This is a genomic window from Asticcacaulis biprosthecium C19, from assembly GCF_000204015.1.
In the GTDB taxonomy this organism is placed as follows: Bacteria; Pseudomonadota; Alphaproteobacteria; order Caulobacterales; family Caulobacteraceae; genus Asticcacaulis; species Asticcacaulis biprosthecius.
This window is the reverse complement of the sequence record NZ_GL883077.1, coordinates 929,541-947,456: the sequence shown is the minus strand read 5'-3', so window position 1 is coordinate 947,456 and position 17,916 is coordinate 929,541. Positions and strand designations below refer to the sequence as shown.

The 17,916-nt window shown below is 61.7% G+C and carries 20 protein-coding genes; 7 read left to right on the top strand and 13 right to left on the bottom strand.

The features are described 5' to 3' along the window. Window positions 1-91: 91 nt before the first annotated feature. From ABI_RS04880 to ABI_RS04865, 4 genes are all read right to left on the bottom strand, one after another. Window positions 92-574 (bottom strand): DUF1178 family protein, encoded by a 483-nt coding sequence (locus ABI_RS04880; protein ID WP_006271733.1) that lies wholly within the window; start codon window positions 572-574, stop codon window positions 92-94. Then, window positions 571-1,395 (bottom strand): carbon-nitrogen hydrolase family protein, encoded by an 825-nt coding sequence (locus ABI_RS04875; RefSeq protein ID WP_006271732.1) that lies wholly within the window; start codon window positions 1,393-1,395, stop codon window positions 571-573. The genes ABI_RS04880 and ABI_RS04875 overlap by 4 nt, the downstream gene beginning before the upstream one ends. After that, window positions 1,396-1,650 (bottom strand): glutaredoxin 3, encoded by a 255-nt coding sequence (grxC, locus tag ABI_RS04870; RefSeq protein WP_006271731.1) that lies wholly within the window; start codon window positions 1,648-1,650, stop codon window positions 1,396-1,398. Window positions 1,651-1,758: 108 nt separating this feature from the next. Next, window positions 1,759-2,577 (bottom strand): ComF family protein, encoded by an 819-nt coding sequence (locus ABI_RS04865; protein WP_006271730.1) that lies wholly within the window; start codon window positions 2,575-2,577, stop codon window positions 1,759-1,761. A 12-nt stretch (window positions 2,578-2,589) separates the two neighbouring features. On the opposite strand from ABI_RS04865, the gene ABI_RS04860 reads away from it, so the two are divergent. Beyond that, window positions 2,590-3,513 carry a class I SAM-dependent methyltransferase gene (locus tag ABI_RS04860; protein ID WP_040308593.1) on the top strand — a complete coding sequence of 308 codons (924 nt, stop codon included), beginning with the start codon at window positions 2,590-2,592 and terminating at the stop codon, window positions 3,511-3,513. 176 nt (window positions 3,514-3,689) lie between these two features. On the opposite strand, the gene ABI_RS04855 is transcribed toward ABI_RS04860, so the two are convergent. The 6 genes from ABI_RS04855 to ABI_RS04830 form a co-directional block, all read right to left on the bottom strand. Beyond that, window positions 3,690-4,010, bottom strand: a complete 321-nt coding sequence (locus ABI_RS04855) for a hypothetical protein (protein WP_006271728.1) — start codon at window positions 4,008-4,010, stop codon at window positions 3,690-3,692. A 140-nt stretch (window positions 4,011-4,150) separates the two neighbouring features. After that, a complete protein-coding gene (locus ABI_RS04850; protein WP_157138694.1) occupies window positions 4,151-4,603 on the bottom strand; it encodes a nucleotidyltransferase family protein in 453 nt (150 codons plus the stop codon). Beyond that, window positions 4,588-4,986: an 8-oxo-dGTP diphosphatase MutT gene (gene mutT / locus ABI_RS04845; RefSeq protein ID WP_006271726.1), complete on the bottom strand. Its 399-nt coding sequence runs from the start codon at window positions 4,984-4,986 to the stop codon at window positions 4,588-4,590. Before mutT ends, ABI_RS04850 begins: the two co-directional genes overlap by 16 nt. Beyond that, complete coding sequence (locus tag ABI_RS04840; RefSeq protein ID WP_050808197.1) at window positions 4,983-5,570, bottom strand: hypothetical protein; 588 nt, start codon at window positions 5,568-5,570, stop codon at window positions 4,983-4,985. Before ABI_RS04840 ends, mutT begins: the two co-directional genes overlap by 4 nt. A gap of 71 nt (window positions 5,571-5,641) precedes the next feature. After that, window positions 5,642-7,063, bottom strand: a complete 1,422-nt coding sequence (gene argJ, locus ABI_RS04835) for a bifunctional glutamate N-acetyltransferase/amino-acid acetyltransferase ArgJ (RefSeq protein WP_040308591.1) — start codon at window positions 7,061-7,063, stop codon at window positions 5,642-5,644. A gap of 133 nt (window positions 7,064-7,196) precedes the next feature. Further along, window positions 7,197-8,243, bottom strand: coding sequence for a peptidylprolyl isomerase (locus ABI_RS04830; protein WP_006271724.1), 1,047 nt, complete (start codon window positions 8,241-8,243; stop codon window positions 7,197-7,199). A 315-nt stretch (window positions 8,244-8,558) separates the two neighbouring features. On the opposite strand from ABI_RS04830, the gene secA reads away from it, so the two are divergent. The 6 genes from secA (at window position 8,559) to ABI_RS04800 (ending at window position 15,629) form a co-directional block, all read left to right on the top strand. Continuing rightward, the gene (gene secA / locus ABI_RS04825) at window positions 8,559-11,435 is read left to right on the top strand and encodes a preprotein translocase subunit SecA (RefSeq protein ID WP_006271723.1); all 2,877 of its coding nucleotides are present in this window, start codon (window positions 8,559-8,561) and stop codon (window positions 11,433-11,435) included. Window positions 11,436-11,729: 294 nt separating this feature from the next. Beyond that, the gene (locus ABI_RS04820; protein WP_006271722.1) at window positions 11,730-12,311 is read left to right on the top strand and encodes a DUF2059 domain-containing protein; all 582 of its coding nucleotides are present in this window, start codon (window positions 11,730-11,732) and stop codon (window positions 12,309-12,311) included. A gap of 34 nt (window positions 12,312-12,345) precedes the next feature. Further along, window positions 12,346-13,212: a hypothetical protein gene (locus tag ABI_RS04815; protein WP_006271721.1), complete on the top strand. Its 867-nt coding sequence runs from the start codon at window positions 12,346-12,348 to the stop codon at window positions 13,210-13,212. A 22-nt stretch (window positions 13,213-13,234) separates the two neighbouring features. Further along, entirely contained in the window at window positions 13,235-13,798 is a 564-nt protein-coding gene (locus ABI_RS04810) for a hypothetical protein (protein ID WP_006271720.1), read from the top strand. 22 nt (window positions 13,799-13,820) lie between these two features. Next, window positions 13,821-14,402, top strand: a complete 582-nt coding sequence (locus ABI_RS04805) for a hypothetical protein (protein WP_006271719.1) — start codon at window positions 13,821-13,823, stop codon at window positions 14,400-14,402. A gap of 69 nt (window positions 14,403-14,471) precedes the next feature. Continuing rightward, a complete protein-coding gene (locus ABI_RS04800; protein WP_006271718.1) occupies window positions 14,472-15,629 on the top strand; it encodes a succinylglutamate desuccinylase/aspartoacylase family protein in 1,158 nt (385 codons plus the stop codon). Window positions 15,630-15,823: 194 nt separating this feature from the next. Here ABI_RS04800 and ABI_RS04795 read toward each other — a convergent pair whose 3' ends face one another. The 3 genes from ABI_RS04795 to ABI_RS04785 are packed head-to-tail and all read right to left on the bottom strand — an operon-like array spanning window position 15,824 to window position 17,772. Beyond that, window positions 15,824-16,219 (bottom strand): nuclear transport factor 2 family protein, encoded by a 396-nt coding sequence (locus ABI_RS04795; RefSeq protein ID WP_006271717.1) that lies wholly within the window; start codon window positions 16,217-16,219, stop codon window positions 15,824-15,826. A gap of 49 nt (window positions 16,220-16,268) precedes the next feature. Then, window positions 16,269-17,417 (bottom strand): HAAS signaling domain-containing protein, encoded by a 1,149-nt coding sequence (locus ABI_RS23405; protein WP_050808196.1) that lies wholly within the window; start codon window positions 17,415-17,417, stop codon window positions 16,269-16,271. A 16-nt stretch (window positions 17,418-17,433) separates the two neighbouring features. Beyond that, on the bottom strand, window positions 17,434-17,772 hold the full coding sequence (locus tag ABI_RS04785; protein WP_006271715.1) for a PadR family transcriptional regulator: 339 nt from the start codon (window positions 17,770-17,772) through the stop codon (window positions 17,434-17,436). Between the last annotated feature and the right edge of the window lie 144 nt (window positions 17,773-17,916).

The window sequence follows — 17,916 nt, the reverse complement described above, 5'->3', positions numbered from 1 at the left end:
TTCTGACGCTTCCGTTCATGCGGTATCTTCAGAAAGGGCCCCTCACCCTAACCTCTCCCCGTAAACGGGGAGAGGGGATTCTATAGCGCCTTCAGTTCAATTTCCGGTTCGCCGGTGTGATCGTCCCCTGCCCCGGCGGCACAGGTTTTGGCGCGCCATCGGCGGTCGGCGGTGAAAACACCGGCAGCGGCGCCACCTGAACGCCATCATCAACCAGCGACTTGACCTCCTGCGGCGTGGCTTCGCCATAGATCGGCCGGTCCGGCGCCAGGCCTTCGTGGATATCGCGGGCTTCGCTGGCGAAGGACGAGCCGACATAGTCGTGAGTCGATTCGACATGCTGACGCAGACGATGCATCGCTTCGGCCACGGCCTTCTGCGCTTCGGCCAGCCCGGCATCGGCACTTTTGGAGGTGCGCACCTGTGGCGACATGATCGCCTTGGTCACATTCTGGGTGCCGCACATAGGACATTGCACCAGGCCCTGGCGGATCTGTTCGTCATAGCCGTCCGACGAGGCGAACCACGCTTCAAACTCGTGATCGACCTCACACCTCAACGCATACCTGATCATGGATGTCCTATAACACGATCATGCTGCAGTTGGGGAAGAGCCTGACGCGCCCGCGTCACTTCCGCCAGATCCAGGGTCGCCGTTAAGATAGCCGGCCGGTCGTGATCCAGCCGGGCGATGACCTCGCCCCACGGATTGACCACCAGCGAGTGGCCCCACGTCTGGCGGCCGTCCTCGTGGGCGCCGCCTTGGGCCGGGGCCAGGACAAAGGCGCCGGTCTCGATCGCCCGTGCCCGCAGCATGACTTCCCAGTGGGCCCGCCCGGTCGGCACCGTAAAGGCTGCCGGTACAGCGATCATATCGACCCCGGCCTTGGCCAGGGTACGGTAAAGATGAGCGAAGCGGACATCATAACAGATGCTGAGGCCCAGCCGGCCCGAAGGGGTATTGGCGACCACTGCCTGATCGCCCGGACACATGGTGGCGCTTTCGCGGTAAGACTTGCCGTCAGGCGTATCGGCGTCGAACAGATGAATCTTGTCGTAACGCGCTTGGATGTCGCCGTCGGGCCCAATCAAAAGGGTTCGGTTGGCGGCGCGATGATCCCGCCCCGACGCCACAATGACTGAGCCGATGAGAATCGAAACCTTACGCGCCTTCGCCAGCGCCCGGACGCCGATAACGAACACATCATCGTCTTCTGTCGCCACCTTGCCGGTTTTGAATTCACGGCGTTGCTCGACCAAATTGGCGCATTCCGGCAGCAGGATCAGTTGCGCCCCCATGGCGGCCGCCTCGCGGATCAGCGGCGCGGCGTGGTCCAGCGCGCCTCGCGCATCCGCCGGCGTGGTCAACTGGACCAGGGCGACGTCGAGGGTCACCTAGGCCGCCAGCAGGGGATCGAGACCGCCGCGCGAGTCCAGCGCCATCAGGTCGTCGCAGCCACCGACATGCAGTCCGTCGATGAAGATCTGCGGATAGGTATAGCGGCCCGAGCGGCTGTTCATCTCGGCGCGCAGGTCGGGATCGCCGGACGCGACGATCTCCTTGTACTCGGCGCCCTTGTCTTCGAGCAGCGCCTTGGCGCGCTCGCAATAGGGGCAGTAGGGCTTGGTATAGATTTCGATCTTGGCCATGCAACACTCTTAAAACGCCAGGACATACCGGACGATGTCATCGCTTTCGTCAAGACTATATAGGAAAATGGTTGCTAAACTTAAAGGGTAAGCGTGGGCGATGAGATCTTACGCCCTCTCCTGTACGGCCCTCGCCAGCACGGCGACATCGACCTGAGCCGCGCCAGCCTTCAACAGTTCACGAGTGCAGGCTTTCAGGGTCGCGCCTGTGGTAAACACATCGTCGATTAGCACGACACGTTTCCCAGCCACCGCCTTTGCCCCGGACGCACTCACCGCGAAGGCCTTGCGGACATTGTCCCAGCGCATCTGGGCCGAGGCATGGCCCTGAGACTTGGTCATCTCCACCCGTTTCAAACCATCCGGCAAATACAGCTTGCCGAACCGCCGCGCGAGCGGTCGGGCCAGTTCCGCCGCCTGATTATAGCGGCGCTCCAGCAGTCGCTGCCAGTGCAGCGGCACGGGGGCGACCAGATCACAGTCGCTAAGCACATCCGTCGCGGCACGTTCCAGCCACCGCGTCAGCATCGGCCGGGCGTCCAGCCGGTCGCCATGCTTGAAGCCCAGGATGACACCCTTCGACGCTTCGGAATAGAGGCAGGCCGCCCGGCCGCGCGTGAAAGGAAACGGGTCGCTTTCGCAGGCCGTACAGCGCCCCTCTACGCCCAAATGCAGACCGCCATCGAACGGCCGGGCGCACATATCGCAGCCATCCCGGTCGAGGAAACGTATGCGCGACCACCGGCCGGCTTCCATGCCGACGGCACCGGCACCGTCTTCGTCAACCTCTCCCAGGCCATGGGGCGGAAAGACGACGTCCATCAGCCGCCCGGCCGTGCCGCGCAGATGCGCCCACGTCAAATGATCTTCGCCAAAGGCCTTAACCTCGGAACGGATCTGACCTACATAGCTCGACAGTTTCCTCATTCCCGCGTGCTCATGTCCGATTCCCCGCCCCGACTGTTCGACCGACGCTTGTTGGCCTCCCGCAGAAATCGCGCCGCAAACGGTTTCGCGCAAGCCCATTTTTTGCGTGAGCGGGCGATCGAGGACACCCTGCTGACCCTGTCGGCCATCAACCGACAGTTTGATGTCGCACTGGAATTGGGTTCGGGCGATGGACGGTTCGGCCGAGAACTGGCCAACACCCCCGCCGCGGCCAAGGTCGGCCTGTTGATCGAAAGCGACCTGTCCCCGGCCCTGTCGGCGCAGCAATCGGGCGCAGCGCGGCTGATCCTGGATGAGGAGTCCCTTCCCTTCGGCGACGACAGCCTGAACCTGGTGATCTCGACCCTGTCGCTGCACACGGTCAACGATCTGCCGGGTGTTCTGGTCCAGATCCGCCGCGCCCTGCAACCCGACGGCCTGTTCATCGGCACGCTGTTTGGCGGCGAAACCCTTAAGGAGTTGCGCGGCTGTCTGATGGAGGCCGAGATCGAGGTTCGCGGCGGCTATGGCCCGCGCATTGCGCCGTTTGCCGAAGGCGGCGATCTGATCGATTTGATGAAACGGACAGGCTTTCAGATGCCGGTCGTCGACTCCGACCGGGTGACGGTGTCCTACGAGCATCCATTGCGGCTGATGGCCGATCTGCGCGCCATGGCCGAGAGCAACATCCTGCATGACCGGCCGCGGAAGGGGCTGAACAGGGCCCTGCTTCAACGCATGACCGAGCTCTATTTTGAGCGTTTTGCAGACGACGAGGGCCGCATTACCGCGACGTTCGAGATCATCACCCTGTCCGGATGGAAGGCGCACGAATCGCAGCAGAAGCCGCTGCGGCCGGGCTCTGCAAAGACCCGCCTGGCCGACGCCTTGGGCGTCAAGGAAGGCAGGTTTGGAACCGCGAATGAACGCGAATAAACGCGAATTAGGGCGCGTCAGAGGCGGTCAACACCAGACCTTCCGCAACTGAGTTGTGGCCGGTAACGAAGACTATTCGCGTTTATTCGCGTTCATTCGCGGTTCCAATTTCCTTCTGTAGAAAGCAGGTTCGCGGCGTCAGGACTTCCCAAAGGTTCAGGCCAAAAGGTCGGGCTCTAACCGATGCCTTCGCAGCCGCCGTCTTCGTTGAACTTGCCGTCAGCCCAAAAGTTGGTGTCGCCTGTGCGGGGCCGGCCAAGGTGATGCGCCACGGCACAGCCCGTGCCCACGACCACGTTCATGACGCTGTTTAGCGTGCCGTTGTGCGTCCACACCATGAAGGCAATAGCCAGGACGGCCAGGAAAATCAGGCTGGACAGGCCTTTGCGACCGCCCTTGGCAGCTTGGTCGCCGCGATGGCGGCCGTGTTTGCGCCGGGCGCGATAGTCGGCGATGTCCGGGCTCATGCCGGACCGAATTTCTGGACCGTGAAGCATAGGGTGTCTCCCTGAACACGGTTATTTTGCCACGTCCGCCCTAACGGAAAGTATGTAAAAATGGTTAAAATTAACCAACCTTACCGGAAGGTTAATCCTTAACCGGCGGCAACCTTATCACCCGTGAAATATCTTCCGCTTCACATTCTTATTAAACGCGCCTTGGTCAGGTCCTTGTGCCGGCCGAAGGCTTCGAAGATATCGGCTTGTTCGGCAAGGGAAGGCGCATAGACCGTGCCCGCCGCCGTGGTCAGCGCCACGCGCGTCTTAACCCTTAAAGGTGTCCAGCCACCGCTGTTGACATGCAGATCACCCATCAGCTCGACCGGCAGGCCACCATCGATCTCGATCCGGACAAAGGGCGTCGAACGAAAGCGCTCGCTGCCGGAACCTGCAACGACCCCGCCGCCGAGATTGCGTGCAAAAGCTTCGATGGTGGTGCGCGATCCCAGAACATCGACATCTTGCGGTTCGAGATCGATGCCCGACAGCCTGGCCGCGACACTGCCGATCAGCCACCAGTCGTCCGTGTCCGGCGCCGCGGCGACGATGCGCGCCAGGGAGACCTCCAGCGGCGTCATATGAAATCGCACAGCCACGCCACCAGCGGCACATCGGCCGGCGGCATGGGGTAGTCGCGCATCTGGTTCGGCCGCACCCATTTCAGCGCCTTGTGCTCGCGGCTTTCCGGCTCGCCCTCCCAGCGCCGGATCAGGTACAGCGGCATCAACAGGTGGAAGTCGTCATAGGTATGCGAGGCAAAGACGAAGGGCGCCAGACAGGCCTGTTTGACAGTGATGCCCAGTTCCTCATCCAGCTCGCGGATGAGGGCGGCTTCCGGGGTTTCACCGGGCTCAACCTTGCCGCCGGGAAACTCCCACTGGCCGGCCAGTTGCTTGCCCTCGGGGCGCTGGGCGATCAGCACACGGCCGTCGGAATCGACCAGGGCTGCGGCAACGACAAGAACGGTTTTCATGCGGGTAATCCGTCGCCGTCATAGAGATAGTCGGCGAGGTGAGCGGCGCTTATGTAGATGTGCGGATTGGGTGAGTTCATGATGTCCTTGCCTAATAGTCGGGCCAGGAGATGATCAAGGTTGCTAAGCGACTCAAACTTAGTTCTCTTAACCACCCTGTGGTCGGGTCTTTGATTTTTAACGCCTTCAGCCGTGCCTTTTGTGTGCTTGGCAACGGGGAACGCGCTGATATCAGGCAAGGATTCTCCAGGAGCAGCGCCGAACCATCGAAAGCCTTTGAAGCATAAATCGTCATCCACGAGAATCCACACGACGCACCCACTGGCACGCCCCGCTAGCTTCGTGCTGACCTTAACTTCCGCAGTGGTACCGTCTACGCGACCAACCTTTAGCTGGATATGGCGGTTGACCGATCTGCAGCTTAGAACAAGATCATAGCCGCCAGCATCAAATTCACTTTTCAGGATTTCCGCATCTACGATGCCCAACTGCCACAAGCGTTGCAACAATTGACCTATAAACACGTGCTCGACGATGTTTTCCCGCAGATTTGAATACAGAGCATGTTTCTCACGCGCGTCCATTATCTCACCTTTAGAATTCAACGGAGCAGCTAACTTAAGGCGTCGCGGAAAAGGCCGGTTGAGTGGAAGTGCTAGCTCCTATAATCCCCGTTGATGCTGATATACCCATGCGTCAGGTCACACGTATAAACATGCGCCGTCGCCCGGCCGACCCCGACATCGACGCTGATCTCCAACTCCGAATTCTTCATGTACGCGCTCATCGCGGCCTCGGAATAGTTCAGCGCCACGGCGCCGTGCTCGGCCGCTACCAGGTCGCCGAAACGAATGCCCAGACGCTCGCGGTCGACCGGTTCCTCGGTCTTGCCGACCGCCATGACGATGCGGCCCCAGTTGGCGTCTTCACCGGCAATCGCCGTCTTGACCAGCGGGCTTTCGGCAATCGACTTGGCGATTTTCCGCGCTGAGGCCGGGTTGGCAGCACCGGTGACATTGACCTTGACGAACTTGGTGGCGCCCTCGCCGTCCCGGATCAACTGGGTGGCCAGGGAATGCATGACGGCCTCCAGCTTGGTTTTGAAGTCGGCCAGGCGCTTGTCGCCGGCGCGTGAAATGCGCGGCGCGCCGGCTGCCCCCGTGGCGAACAGCAGGCAGGTGTCGTTGGTCGAGGTATCGCCGTCGACCGTCACCGAATTGAACGTCGTCCGGGTAAACAGGGCCAGCAGGCTTTGCAGCACACCAGGCGCCAGGGTGGCGTCGGTGGCGATAAAGGCCAGCATGGTCGCCATGTCGGGCGCGATCATGCCCGAGCCCTTGGCGATGCCGTTGATGCGGACCTTGACGCCGTCGATTTCGGCGACTTCCGAGGCACCCTTGGCAAAGGTGTCGGTGGTCATGATGGTCTGGGCGGCGTCGTGCCAGGCGTCGGCACGCAGGTTCTTTTCCAGGTCGTAGAGCCGCGACGCGATCTTGCTGTCGTCCAGCACCACACCGATCACCCCGGTCGAGGCCAGCATGATGTCGCGCTGGCGGCAGTCGATGCGCCGCGCCAGGGCCGAGGCGGTGCGGCGGGCAGCGTCCGCCCCCAGCTTTCCGGTAAAGGCGTTGGCGCAACCGGCATTGCAGACCAGGGCGCGGATATCCTGGCCTTCATTGGCGTCGAGTTGCTTCTTGCACCAGTCGACGGGCGCCGAGCCGATGGTATGGCGGGTGAAGACGCCGGCGCAGGTCGTGCCCTCGGCGAACTTCATCAGCAGCACGTCCTTGCGTTCATGCTTGTAAAAGCCGGCGCGGTCGGTCGCGATCTGGACGCCGCCCACCGGCGGCATCTCAGGCAGGGGCACGGCCAGCGGCGATATGGCCAGGCCGGGTTTGCCCGGCGCCGCGGCGGCCGGCTTGGGCGCCTCAACGCCATGAACGAGGTTCGACGTCAATTCGGCGCCCTTTTGCACGGCACGGGAAATCGCGGTGGTAAACGGGTCAAGCGCACGCTCAAGGCCCTGCGCCGCCAGGCTGGCCATGGGGTTGGACGATGAGGCTGGCGGCTTGGACATGGCGCGGCTCCCGGGAAAGCCTCATGCCAAAAAGTGAACTGCCGCTTTTTGGATAAACATGAGACGTCTTGCTAAACCCGGCTGGCCTTATCAGACGGCGTCCGCTTCGCCAACGGTTTTCGGCGGAGACAGTTTAGCCGCCCCTGGCCGTCCCGATCAGCTTAGACGAGCCGGGCTTGGCCTCGCCCATCGGGACCGACATGGCGACCGGTTTGCCCTTGCCCGTTGCCGGGGTGGACGCGCTGGCCTCCTCGCTGGCGCTGGCCGAGTCCTCGACAGCGTGAGCGGGCGCATTGGCCGGCTCCTGGCCGGCGCGGTCGCTCAGGGCCGACTTCTCGATAAGCTTTTCGACCTTGGCGCCCTTGCGCAGGCTTTCCAGCAGGCCCGCCACCTGGTTGTAGATCAGGTAGCGCATAATGATCGGCCGTTCTTCTTCCAGCGACGGCAGTTGCTCCGGCCGGCGGTCTTCAACCCGCAAAATGGCCCAGCCACCCTCGGCCTGGACCGGGCCGACCGTATCGCCGATCTTGGCGGTGGACAGCACGCCCTTATAGGCCTGCGGCATGATATCGGTGGTAAAATAGCCCATGTCACCGCCCGAAAAGCGCGTCGTCTGGTCGATCGAGCGTTCCATGGCCATGGCTTCGAACAGCGAACCGCCTTGGACGGCCTTCATCACATTGTCGGCCTCTTCCTTGCTTTTCAGCAAGATGACGCGGGTGCGGATCTCCTCCGACTGTTTCGATAGCTTCACCTGCTCGTCGTAATGTTCCTTGATCGACTTTTCATCGATGTCGCGGTCGATGGTGTTTTCGACCAACATGTCGCCGAGAATCCGGTCCTCCGCGGCCTGCAAACGGCGCTGAGCAGCGACCGACTTGTCGAGTCCCTTGGCGCGGGCCGCCTTGGCCAGCAGGCGCTGGTCGATCACCTCTTCGAGGGTACGGGCAAACATGTCCGAGGTCGGATCCAGGGGCTCACCCGGGCCGATGGCGCCCTGGGCGACGGCTTCGGCGCGGACGTCAGACGCCCACACGGTTTCACCGTCGATTTTCGCCACCGCGATGTCGCCGGGTTCCGGCGGACGATCGGTAACGGTGGGTTTATCACAGGCCGCCAGACTGAGGGTTGCGGCGGCGAGCAAGGTCAAGGCGAGGCGGAAACCGCGGCGTCCGATCATAAACTGTCCCAAATGTCCCAAAGGCCCCTAAAACATATTCACCCAAAAGCTTCACACATCGGGCGGCTGCGTTGACATACACCATTCTGCCGCTTAAGTCAGTGCCCGTGCTTGAAAAGCGCTTTTTCCGGCTTATTTGACCCAGAACCCGTTTCATTCCGATGAAGATTTGGCCGGTGCCAGAGATTCGTTTCTAAAGTTCGGGTCACATAAAAGAAACTTCGCGCCTATCGACTCAACCCTCTACATCCCTCAGGCTAATTTGCCGCCGTTTCGAGCGCGAGCGCCTCAGGACACTAAGTATTAAGGTCTACTATGCTGGCCATCGCCAAAATGCTATTCGGCTCGTCCAACGATCGCAAGGTTCGCGGCTTCATGAGCCGCGTCCAGAAGATCAACGTCCTTGAGCCGAAAATGAAGGCGATGAGCGACGAAGAACTGGCCCACCAGACAGTGCTGTTCCGCGAACGCCTGGCGAAGGGTGCCACGCTCGACAGCCTGATGGACGAAGCCTTTGCCACCGTGCGCGAGGCCGCCTGGCGCGCCATCGGCCAGCGCCACTACGACGTCCAGCTGGTCGGCGGCATGATCCTGCACAAGGGCGGTATCGCCGAAATGCGGACGGGTGAAGGCAAGACGCTGGTCGCCACGGCGCCGGTCTACCTCAACGCCCTGACCGGCAAGGGCGTCCACCTGATCACGGTCAATGACTACCTGGCAAGGCGCGACGCCGAATGGATGGGCCGCGTCTACCGGTTCCTGGGTCTGTCGACCGGCGTCATCGTCCAGGGTCTGTCCCAGACCCAGCGCAAGCAGGCCTACGGTTCCGACGTCACCTACGGCACCAACAACGAATTCGGCTTCGACTACCTGCGCGACAATCTGGCCTATCACCGCAACGACATGGTCCAGCGCGGCCACAACTTCGTCATCGTCGACGAAGTCGACTCGATCCTGATCGACGAAGCCCGCACACCGCTGATCATTTCGGGCCCGACCGAAGACCGGTCGGAACTGTACAAGATCCTCAACGGCACCATCCTGGAACTGATCCAGGACCCGGCGACCTTCGAACTGGACGAAAAACAGCGCCAGGTGCTGCTGTCGGAATACGGTTCGGAACGGCTGGAGGAAATGATGGAGTCCGGCGGTCACCTGGCCGAGGACTCGGCCGGGCTCTATGACCCGATCAACGTCTCTCTGGTCCACCACGCCAATCAGGCGCTGCGCGCCAATACGCTGTATACCTTGAACAAGGACTATATCGTCAAGGACGGCGAGATCATCCTGATCGACGAATTTACCGGCCGCATGATGACCGGCCGCCGTCTGTCGGAAGGGCTGCACCAGGCGATCGAAGCCAAGGAACGGGTCGAGATCCAGCCGGAAAATCAGACCCTGGCCTCGGTCACCATCCAGAACTATTTTCGCATGTACCAAACGCTGTCGGGCATGACCGGGACGGCGGCCACCGAAGCGCAGGAATTCGGCGACATCTACAAGATGGACGTGCTGGAAATCCCGACCAACCGCCCGATCAAGCGTATCGATGACGACGATGAAGTCTACCGGACCGAAGTCGAGAAATACAACGCCATCGCCGCCCAGGTCGCCCATTGCTATGTCAAGGGTCAGCCGATCCTGGTCGGCACCGCGTCGATCGAAAAGTCGGAAACCCTGTCGCAGTTCCTCAACAACTACAGCTACAAGGTCGAGCAGTCACGGACCCTGAAGCCGAACTTCGCCAGCGCCGACAAGAAGGAAATCCTGAAGGCGGGCGAAGACGCCTATGATATCGTATGGAAGTCCGGCAAGGGCATTCCGCACAACGTGCTGAACGCGCGCTTCCACGAACAGGAAGCCGAGATCGTCGCCGACGCCGGCGTACCGGGGGCGGTTACCATCGCCACCAACATGGCGGGTCGCGGTACCGATATCCAGTTGGGCGGCAATGTCGACATGCGCGTGCAAGCCTGGCTGTCCGAGCAGGATGCGGCCGGCGCCGAGGTCCACCAGGAGCAGTTGCTGGCCAAGCGCGCCCAGATCGAAGCCCAGGTCGCCGACCTCAAGCAGAAGGCCCTGGCCGCCGGTGGCCTGTTCGTTCTCGGCACCGAACGCCACGAAAGCCGTCGTATCGACAACCAGCTGCGCGGCCGTACCGGCCGTCAGGGCGACCCGGGTCAATCCAAGTTCTTCCTGTCGTGCGAAGACGACCTGATGCGCATCTTCGCCGGCGACCGTCTCAACGCCATGATGAAGACGCTGGGTGTTGAAGAAGGCGAAGCCATTACCCACAAGCTGCTGAATGGCGCCATCGCCACGGCGCAGAAGCGTGTGGAAGCCCGCAACTACGAAATCCGCAAAAACCTGCTCAAGTATGACGACGTCGTCAACGACCAGCGCAAGGCGGTGTTCGAACAGCGCCAGGAGTTCATGGACGCCGACGAGCTGAGCGAGTTGATCCAGGAATTCCGCCAGGACACCATCCACGACCTGGTCGAGCAGCACCTGCCGCCTAAGGCCTATGCCGAGCAGTGGGATATCGCCGGCCTGAAGGAGCGCGTCCTGGCCCTGACCGGCCTGGAGCTGCCCCTGGAAGAATGGGCTGCCGAGGAAGGCATCGCCAACGAGGAATTCGAAGAGCGGCTGCAGTCGTTTGCCGCGCGCAAGATGGAAGAGCGCCTGGACATGTTAGGCGCCGAGCAGATGAAGTCGCTCGAAAAGCAGTTCCTGCTGCAGATGATCGACATGCACTGGCGCGAGCACCTGATGCACCTGGACCACCTGCGCGCCGTCATCGGCCTGCGCGGCTACGGCCAGCGTGATCCGCTGAACGAGTACAAGACGGAAGCCTTCTCGATGTTCGAGGCGCTTCTGGTCAATCTGCGCCAGTCGGTGACCCGTTGGCTGATGACCATGGAAATCCGCTTCCAGGCGCCTGAGCCTGAGCCGGAACCGGCCTTCGCGCAACAACTGGAGCACGCCCGCCGACAGTTCCAGGAGGTCCATCTTGACCCTCTGACCGGTCAGAATGCGCGCGGCCCGCAACTGACCGACGACCTGACACCGGACCAGCGCGCCGACCTGCCGGTTTCGGCCCTGCCGGCCGGCTGGGAACGGACATCGCGCAACGGCGACTGCCCGTGCGGCTCCGGCAGGAAGTTCAAGCACTGCCATGGCACCCTGATTTAAAAGCAAGGGTGCGAATGCGCCCGCGGCATTCGGGCGCAACAGCCTGCGGCGAGCCATGCAGCGTTTTAGCTAAAAGTGGTCCGAATGCGCCAGACGCATTCGGACCTTACAGCGTGCGACTGCACGCCGCCGGCCATGCGGCATTTGAGCTAAAAGTGAGCCAAAAAAGCGAATCTGCGCATTCCAGCCACAGTCGTGGCGGGAATGCGGCCGACAATCGGATTCAAGCCTTGCCACCCGCCATCCCCCGGTTTATCGTCCGTTTACTTTTTTGGCTTTCGGGGGATGTTCGTCATGAAGACGATCCGCGTGGTTGCCGCCGCTCTGTTGTGTTCCATATTTGCCTCGCCGGTGCTGGCGCAGGCGATCGTCGACGCTGCACCGTCCAACCTCTACGCCGTCGCCGCGGGCGATGTCGCGACGCCCGCCCTGGCCCAGCTCAATGATGCCGCCGACTCGGCCAATGCTCAGCAAAAGGTCGATCTCTACAAGCAGCTGATGGAAGTTAACGGCCAGTCGCGCAACATCCGCAATGTTGTCGGCAGCACCAAGGCGGCGACCCGTCTGATCGTGATCGAACGCTCCGGTCAGCCGTCGCTGTCGGCCGAAGACAGCGCCCGTTACGACTCGATCGCCGGCAGCATCCTCGGACAGACCGAGGCTGAGCTGATCCAGGCCATCGCCGTATCGCAATCGGCTTCCTTCAGCGCCGGCGAAATCCAGCAGCTGATCGCCGCCAACTCTTCGGTGGCGGCGGCGAAATACAATTCCGCCAAGTTCGTGCAGAGCGAGGCCAATTCCCAGCAGGTTCAGGCCTTCATGGTCGAGGCCGTCGTCAAGATCATCAAGACCTTCCGGGAATCGATGGCCAGCTGATCCGCAGTTTCAGATATTCCCGGGGGAGTAAGTATTGTCCGCACGTTTACGTCTCATCGCTGCCTCTCTCGTCCTGGCCTTAGCCGCCGGGGCCGCCCAGGCACAGACTCCCCTTTCGGCTGATCAGTCGAAGCAACTCGACGCCTATATGAAAAATATGGGCCATGGCGGCCCCGTCAAGGCGGACCGCGCCGACAGCGGCCACGCCATCATTACACCGGGCATGTTGCAAGGCAGCGACGTCGCCACCGTTTCGGCGCCGGATCAACGGACTCTGGACAACCTGCTGGCGCTCAGCGCGCCGGAATCCGAGCCGGCCGGCCTGGCCTTTGGCGTGGCTACCGGCTTTGGCGTCCGGCTGAACCTGCCCGAAGTTGCCGAATGGGACCAGCAGGCTGGCCGTGCCATCGTTGCCGCCTTCGAAAATCCCGACCCGAATGCCACGGCCGAACAGGTGGCTACCTTTGCCGCCGTACCGGCGGGGAACGCCGCCTTTGAAGAACGAGTTGGCCTGGTGCGGACCCTGTATCGCGTCGACGGGACCGAAGAACTGGTGCGCTTTTTCGTGTCGCGCGAGCACATGAAGCTGATCATCCAGGAAATTGCCCGTCATATCGACTTTAACACCTTGTCGGAAACCGACCGGGTGCGGTTAGCGACCATCGCCGCCGTTGCCCAGACCGAGTTGGAAGACCGCATCCTCGATCTGACCGCGCGCAATCAGGCCAACACCCTGACGTCGCAGGAAGTGATGCAGCTGATCGTCGCCTTCGACATCGACCCGCAGCGCAAGCTGACCCTCCTGCGCCTGAACGACGACGGCAAGATCGACCGCGCCGCCGAACTGGACCTTCGCCTGGCGCAATATCAGATCGTCAAGCAGTTCGAATCCGGCCAATAGGCGGACGCAATCGGAGGACGCCATGCGCATCGTCACGGCTTGTCTTCTCGCTGTTTCGCTGTGCGCTACCCCGCTAAGTCAGGCTTTCGCCCAAACGGCGGCGACGGAGGTCTCCGACGTCAGCCTCAGCCGGGCGCGCGAGACCATCGGGAATTTCCATTTTTTTGAAGCGACCCTGGTCAATCTGCGAGCCAGCCTCGACACGCATACAGTCTATAGTTCGTGGCCCAAAACCGACCGCGACGAGCTCTATAAGCTGGCGGTCGAGGCGCTAGAGGCGCAACGCCCGGCAATTGTCGATGCGATCGCTGAGGCACAGGTCCGCCGGTTTACCGAAGGTGAGTGGAACCAGATCGCCGAGTATTCCCGGATTACATACGTTCAGGATCTGGTGTTGGCCGGCGCCGATCCGTCCCGGCCCAGGCCTGATCCGTCCAGCATGAGCCGCACCGACAGCGCCGTGTTCGGCCGTTTGGCGGCGCAACCCTTCGTGGTCAAATTTTTTACCGAATTCGACCCTGCCGGCAACACTATGCTTGTCGAGGAAGCCTTAAAGGCTGCAACGACACGCTTGCACGGCAGTTAAACCACTTACAGGAGCTTTCCCGATGTCATACAAGGCCGTTATCACCGCCATCGCCCTCGCGGTCAGCTCCGTCACCATGGCGGCTTCGCCGGCGGTTGCCATCGCCCAGCAGGTAGATGCCGCGAAACTGGACATCACCGCGCGGATCATCGGAAATCTGAAGGTGGTCAACGTCATGGCCCGCGCCGGTACGCAGACCCTGCTGGCCGACGAAACCATCAAGAGCTTTACTCCTGTGGAACAGACCCGACTTGTCAAATTCTACACGGACGGTCTTTATGCCCAGGAAACGGCTCTGAATCGCAAGCTCGCGGCCAGTTGCGCCGACAAGTTCACGATGGACGAGTTAAAGGTCCTGCTGCGGCTGACGCAGATCAGATACGTCCAGCAACTGGTCGCACAGGGCGGCGACCCGTCCCTGACCGCGGATCCATCGACCATGACGGCAGACGACAGGGCAATCTACGACCAGTATGCCAACAGCGACCTGGTTCCTCGCCTGGCTCAGCACCTCGATTTCGGGGTCATCACCCCCGATCTCGAAGCCATTACCCTCCAGGCCATTACCGATTTTATCGCCTGGCGCGCCGAGCAGCCAGCGTAACAATGTAATCACCTTGTGATCACGAACTGCACGGGGCATAGTAAGTCATCATCTTGCCTGAGACGCCCTATGAAACCCCTGCCCCGTCTTGTCGCCCCCCGTCTTGTCGCCGCAGGCCTGACTGCCGCGGCCCTGTTGGCGGCGACAGCCTGTCCAGCCGCTACGCTCTACACGGGAGACCGTATCGACGGCGCTCGGGTGATCGAGAAGCTGGACGCTGCGGACCTGCCTGTAGGACGGACAAAGCTGTGGTTCCGGGCGCAGGACAATCCGACGGGCCAGGCCTGGTATGTCCCGGTGGTGGTGGTCAAGGGTGAAAAGCCCGGTCCCAACTTTCTGCTCACCGCCGGCATCCACGGCGATGAGCTGAACGGCATCGCCGTCCTGCAACGCCTGACTCAGGACCTGGACCCGAAAAGCCTGAGCGGTACGGTGGTGACGGTTCCGGGCCTGAACACGCCCGGTCTGCTGCATTCGACACGCACCTATACCTCCAGCCACGGCGGCGCCGGCGGCAACCTGAACCGGCTTATTCCGTCGGATCCGGACGCCGTGGCCGGCGACACCGATGCCGCGACGCGCTTTGCCGCCCGGCTGTGGTCGCAGTTGTTCATGGGCAATGCCGACTTCGCCGTCGACCTGCATACCCAGTCGCGCGGCGGTACCTATTCGGCCTTTGTCTTTGCGCAAACCCGGGCAGCCCGTCATCTCGGCGACCTGCTGCGTCCAGACGTCATCCATATGGATCCGGGCATTGAAGGCGCCGTCGAAAACATGCTGAACGGGGTCGAGATTCCGGCCGTCACCTATGAACTGGGAACGGCGGAGACCTGGGATGAGGCCTATATCGGCCGGGCGCTCACGGGCGTCCGCAATGTCATGATCGATGCCGGCATGCTGAACGGTCAGGTGTCGACAACCGGACCGGCCCCCTTCATCGGCAACGAAAGCTACGAGGTCAAGTCACCGCATGGCGGCTGGGCGCACACCCGGGTGAAACTGAATCAGGACGTTAAGGCGGGCGACGAGGTTGCGGTGATCACCAATGCCTTCGGCGATGTCACAGCGACCCTGAAGGCGCCTGTCGACGGCCGGGTGATTGTCGTACCGATCGATCCGCGCACCGATGTCGGCGAGAATGTGGTGCGGATTTTACGCTGGAACGACGCCCTGCCGTGCAAGACGGATGGCTGCCCGGCCACTGTGGATATGGTCAAGGACAACTGAAGCCCGCGCAGCGGGATCTACGTGTTTTGGAACCGCGAATAAACGCGAATAAACGCGAATTAAGATGAGCGCCAATCGGCGTTCAACAGGTCTCGGTCAATCTACTCGGTCGACTGAAATTATCAAAGACATTCGCGTTTATTCGCGTTCATTCGCGGTTCCAATCCTGCAGGACTTGCCGCTTCGCGGAAGGATCAGGCTTTTGCTACTGCCATCCGCGGCGGGCCGGTCAGGAACCACGCCTTCCTGATCCGGCCATGGAGAACCTCATAGATGCCGGCGACATCGACCTCACCCTTGCCATCCGGAAAGTTGCGCGTCACACGCTCTATATCGACCACGCGGTTGCCCATGACGGTCCGGCTGACCAATACGGCCTTGAGGTCGGGTTCCAGGAAACGGACGACATGGCGGGCGCGGATATCGCCATAGCCCCTGGCCAGGAGCGTGTCGGGGTGCTGGTAGATCTCGGCGTCCAGCTCCCAGAACGACATGAACATCTCGATATCACGGGCGTTGTACGCGGCCAACTGGCCGGCCACGATCTGCTCCGGACTCAACCCTTCGTCAAGTATGATCCGATTTTCCATGCCGCATCAAAACGCCGCTTCGCCCCAATCTGTCAAGCGGACGGGCATGTTAAGCGGACTGGCCTGTCAAACGGCCCCGTTCGGTGTAGCCGCCGGAGACGAGATCCCACAGGCCGCCCAGGGCGCGGAAGACACCGCCGATCGCCGTGAAGGTCAGGATCAGAGTAACGACCGTTTCCAGCGGTACAGGGACAGGGTGCGCCACAAAGGCCAGGACCCGCTCAATGAGTTGGGCAACGCTGTCGACACCGACCAGAGGGGCGATCGACGACGTCATGCCGATCCAGGCGGCAAGGATAACGGCCAACGCACCGATAACGATATCGATAGCGCCACGGAGCCGGATGCCGGCGGGGTGGATCAGGATCACAGAGCCGTAGGTGATCAGGGCGGCGAAATAGGCGACGAACGGTCCGAACATTTCGGCCTTGAACGCCGGCCAGTCGACCTGGGGCAGCGCGCCCGGATTGAGGCCCAGAGCCGCGAAATCGATCGAAATGGTGGCGAAGCCGAAGCGCAGCAGGCCGACCCACCACAGGATAAGGACCACCCCACCGACGATGATGGCGATCCCGCGCCCCGTCGTCGACTGTCCGATCGCCCGGAAGTCATGGCTGAAATCGAAGCCGGCCGTGGCCGTGGCGTGTTTTGTCGTCTTCATCTGTGCCATCCAATCCTGGACATCGGTCCAGTCCCAAAATGCGAAATCGAGAAAGCGGAGATCCTGGACGCACCAGGTGTTGAGATAGTCGATATTGATGCCCTTGCGCTCGGCCAGCCAGGCGGCCACGGTCGCAAAACCGATAAGGGTCATGGTGCCGGTGACACCGGAACCGATGGCTGAGCCGAAGGCCTCGGCGATATTGCCGCCGCTTAAGGCCTTGACGACAAAGACGATCACCGAGACGCAAAGCTGGATGATGACGGCGAAGCGCACGGCAAAAGCCCAGTACGGATATAGCGCCGGCCCGACTCCATATTGCGGGCCGTCTCGGTACCGCGCCGCCACCACGATCGGGTGGCCGAAATCCCGCAGCAACTGTTCGGCTTCGGCATCGCGCAGGGACCGGCCCAGTTCGGCTTCCCGGGTTTCGATGCGCGTCAGGATCTCGTCTCGCAGTTCGGCAACGATGTCATCGCGCTTCGACCGCGGCAGCAGGCGCGATACGGCGCGCAGATAGTCTTCCAGCATGTTCATGATCAACGCTCCCCGGTTATCTTTCGCCCGTTATCTTCTCAAGCGACATATTGATGGTCCGCCATTCCTGGATCAGCCTTTGCAACATGGCTTCGCCGGCGGGCGACAGGACGTAGAAGCGCTTCTTGCGTTTCTCTTCCTCGCGCCATTCGCTGTTCAGCAGCCCCTTGCTCTCCAGCCGGCGCAGCAGGGGGTAGAGGGTGCTTTCCTCCATCTCCAGGCCGTCATCGGCCAGGGCCTGACGCAGGGTGTAACCGTAGCGCTCGACCCTCAGGCGAGCGAGAACGGCCAGGCCCAGCGAACCGCGGCGGAGTTCCGCGCGCAGGCTTTCATACAGGTCGCCCTCTTCATCCATAGACTACGCCTCATACACTGTATAACACATACTGTGTGATATACAGTGTATGGGAACCAGTATGCCATGTCAAGCTACACCAGCCTGCGAAAACCTTGACCTCATCGCAGGCTGGCAAGCGCGCCAGAGAACGTACTTCGGGCG

Coding starts and splice junctions, on each gene's coding strand:
- ABI_RS04830 (WP_006271724.1), bottom strand. CDS start 8,243: ATGATCGGACGCCGCGGTTTCCGCCTCGCCTTGACCTTGCTCGCCGCC.
- ABI_RS04810 (WP_006271720.1), top strand. CDS start 13,235: ATGCGCATCGTCACGGCTTGTCTTCTCGCTGTTTCGCTGTGCGCTACC.
- ABI_RS04855 (WP_006271728.1), bottom strand. CDS start 4,010: ATGCTTCACGGTCCAGAAATTCGGTCCGGCATGAGCCCGGACATCGCC.
- ABI_RS04805 (WP_006271719.1), top strand. CDS start 13,821: ATGTCATACAAGGCCGTTATCACCGCCATCGCCCTCGCGGTCAGCTCC.
- ABI_RS23405 (WP_050808196.1), bottom strand. CDS start 17,417: ATGAACATGCTGGAAGACTATCTGCGCGCCGTATCGCGCCTGCTGCCG.
- mutT (WP_006271726.1), bottom strand. CDS start 4,986: ATGAAAACCGTTCTTGTCGTTGCCGCAGCCCTGGTCGATTCCGACGGC.
- ABI_RS04785 (WP_006271715.1), bottom strand. CDS start 17,772: ATGGATGAAGAGGGCGACCTGTATGAAAGCCTGCGCGCGGAACTCCGC.
- ABI_RS04860 (WP_040308593.1), top strand. CDS start 2,590: ATGTCCGATTCCCCGCCCCGACTGTTCGACCGACGCTTGTTGGCCTCC.
- secA (WP_006271723.1), top strand. CDS start 8,559: ATGCTGGCCATCGCCAAAATGCTATTCGGCTCGTCCAACGATCGCAAG.
- ABI_RS04880 (WP_006271733.1), bottom strand. CDS start 574: ATGATCAGGTATGCGTTGAGGTGTGAGGTCGATCACGAGTTTGAAGCG.
- ABI_RS04865 (WP_006271730.1), bottom strand. CDS start 2,577: ATGAGGAAACTGTCGAGCTATGTAGGTCAGATCCGTTCCGAGGTTAAG.
- grxC (WP_006271731.1), bottom strand. CDS start 1,650: ATGGCCAAGATCGAAATCTATACCAAGCCCTACTGCCCCTATTGCGAG.
- argJ (WP_040308591.1), bottom strand. CDS start 7,063: ATGTCCAAGCCGCCAGCCTCATCGTCCAACCCCATGGCCAGCCTGGCG.
- ABI_RS04795 (WP_006271717.1), bottom strand. CDS start 16,219: ATGGAAAATCGGATCATACTTGACGAAGGGTTGAGTCCGGAGCAGATC.
- ABI_RS04840 (WP_050808197.1), bottom strand. CDS start 5,570: ATGGACGCGCGTGAGAAACATGCTCTGTATTCAAATCTGCGGGAAAAC.
- ABI_RS04800 (WP_006271718.1), top strand. CDS start 14,472: ATGAAACCCCTGCCCCGTCTTGTCGCCCCCCGTCTTGTCGCCGCAGGC.
- ABI_RS04820 (WP_006271722.1), top strand. CDS start 11,730: ATGAAGACGATCCGCGTGGTTGCCGCCGCTCTGTTGTGTTCCATATTT.